The following is a 2100-nucleotide window of genomic DNA, read 5'->3' on the forward strand; positions in this document are numbered from 1 at the left end:
GTGTGGCCGGAATTGATGAACCGTCCGCCTGCCAATGCCAAGCCCCCGCTCACCTTAGCCGGTGGGGTAGAGGGGCGCCTGGTGGCGGCCTACGTCGGTCGCGACTTTGCCGAGTATCTCCTTGCCTCCTCGGGTAAAACGCTTGCGGAATGGCAGTCCCTCATCGACGAGAAATGCCAGCCGCATTCCTTTCCCATTCCGGACAAACGGGTGCGCCTGCAGGTATCCTTGAGCGCGGAGCTTGACTCTGCCTACAACGTGGCCGGCTACTGGCCTGGGGCAGACCCGGCTCTCAAAGACGAGCTGGTGGTGATTGGCGCTCACTATGATCATGTGGGTGCCCGTGGCGACACGGTCTACAACGGCGCGGACGACAACGCCTCGGGCACGGCTGGAGTGCTGGAGATTGCCGAGGCATTTGCCAGCTGCGGAGAGCGCCCGCGGCGAAGTGTTCTTTTCTTGGCTTTTGCCGGCGAGGAGAAGGGCCTGTTCGGCTCCCGCCACTACGCCGACCACCCACTCTTTCCGCTTGACAAGACCGTGGCCATGCTGAATCTGGATATGATTGGCCGCAACGATTCGAACATGGTGGCGGTTATCGGCAGCAAGACGAGCACCCGACTCACGCAAATCAACCAGCAGGCCAATGCGCTGGTGGGAATGGACCTGTCGTACGATTGGGACCGCTTCTTCAGGCAAAGCGACCACTACTCGTTCTATCGCAAACACGTGCCTGTGCTTTTCTTTAACACTGGCGACCACCCCGACCTACATCGCCCCAGCGATGATGTCGACAAGCTCAATCCGCAGAAGATGGCGCGCGTAGGACGGCTGGTCTTTGCCACCGCCTGGCTGGTTGCCAATGAGGAAGAACGACCGGATTTCGTGGAAATGAGTGATACAGTGCCGGGAGGGGAGCAGGCCCCCTCCCGCACACGCTAAGGCGGCATGAGCCCGCCCTGGACTCAGAAGGAGGACAAAATGATGAAGCGAGGACGACGTGTATTTTGCGCCGGCTGGGCGCTGTTCGTCGCGGCAGCCATGCTGTTCGTCGCCTGTGCTGGGCCAAAAGCGTTCAATTACGGGAACGCGGATACCGGCTTTCACTTGGCCTATCGCGCCGCAAAAGGGCAGACCCTGAAGTACCAGATGGTCAACGAGACCCGCATGAGCCAGGAGATGATGGGCCAGGAGATGGAGGTGACATCCACCCAGAACCTGGGGTGGACGCTGCGCTCCTTGGGGCCTTCGCCCGAGGGAAACGTGCGCTGGCAGATCACCTTCGACCAGATGCTGACCACTGGCAAGGGCCCGCAGGGCGAATTCACTGTCGATGGCAAGGAGCTCGTCGGCAAGTCGGCTGAGCTGGTTACCGCCCCCAACGGCAGGGTGGTCGCCAAGGTCGGTTTCGACAAGCTGCCCAAGGTGAACGTCATGGGGCAGGAGGTGGAATTGTCGCAACAGTTCCGCGAGTTTTTGGCTCCGCTTCCCGCAAAGGCGGTGAAGTTAGGCGATACGTGGGAAGAGACGCGTACCGACACCGTTAAGCAGGGTGGTCTGGACCTGGTCATCTCTTCGAAGACTGTGTACACGCTCGCTGAGCAGGTGACCCACGAAGGCGTTGAGTGTCTGAAGGTGAACACGCAGGGCAGCTTTACCGTGGGCGGTCAGGGGAGCCAAATGGGGGCCAACATCAGCTTCGAAGGGGAAGGGGAGGAGAATGGCCATTTCCTCTTCGCCTACAAGACGGGCACGCTGATGGAGGTGAAGAGCGACAGGCTCATGGAGGGCACAGCAGCAGTGAGCGGCCCGGTGGACATGACCATCCCCATGACCCAGGAGGTCAAGTCTAACCTTCGCTTGATAAAGTAGAGCCAATTGCAGGCGGCCCTGCACCACGAGGGACAGTGCAGGGCCGCTTCCTATTTCCTCCGCTTACCCCTGCGGCTTTTCTCCAACTCCTCCCGTTCGCTGCGTTTCGTGGCTCCCGCCGAGGCGTGCTAACAAATACTATGCCACAGGCAGGAAAAGAAGCTTGACAATGAAGGGCGATTCTCTTATATTAGGGCGGCTTCGTGGAGCAGGGTGCTATTGCCAAGG

Annotated in this window: 2 protein-coding genes; both read left to right on the forward strand. The window is 60.1% G+C overall.

Annotated features, from left to right (window positions below):
- Window positions 1–15 precede the first annotated feature (15 nt).
- Window positions 16–942 (forward strand): M20/M25/M40 family metallo-hydrolase, encoded by a 927-nt coding sequence (locus H5U38_09895; GenBank protein MBC7187333.1) that lies wholly within the window; start codon window positions 16–18, stop codon window positions 940–942.
- A 39-nt stretch (window positions 943–981) separates the two neighbouring features.
- Complete coding sequence (locus H5U38_09900) at window positions 982–1872, forward strand: hypothetical protein (GenBank protein ID MBC7187334.1); 891 nt, start codon at window positions 982–984, stop codon at window positions 1870–1872.
- The last annotated feature ends 228 nt before the right edge of the window (window positions 1873–2100 follow it).

The sequence above is a fragment of the Calditrichota bacterium genome (assembly GCA_014359355.1).
In the GTDB taxonomy this organism is placed as follows: Bacteria; Zhuqueibacterota; Zhuqueibacteria; order JANLFK01; family Oleimicrobiaceae; genus Oleimicrobium.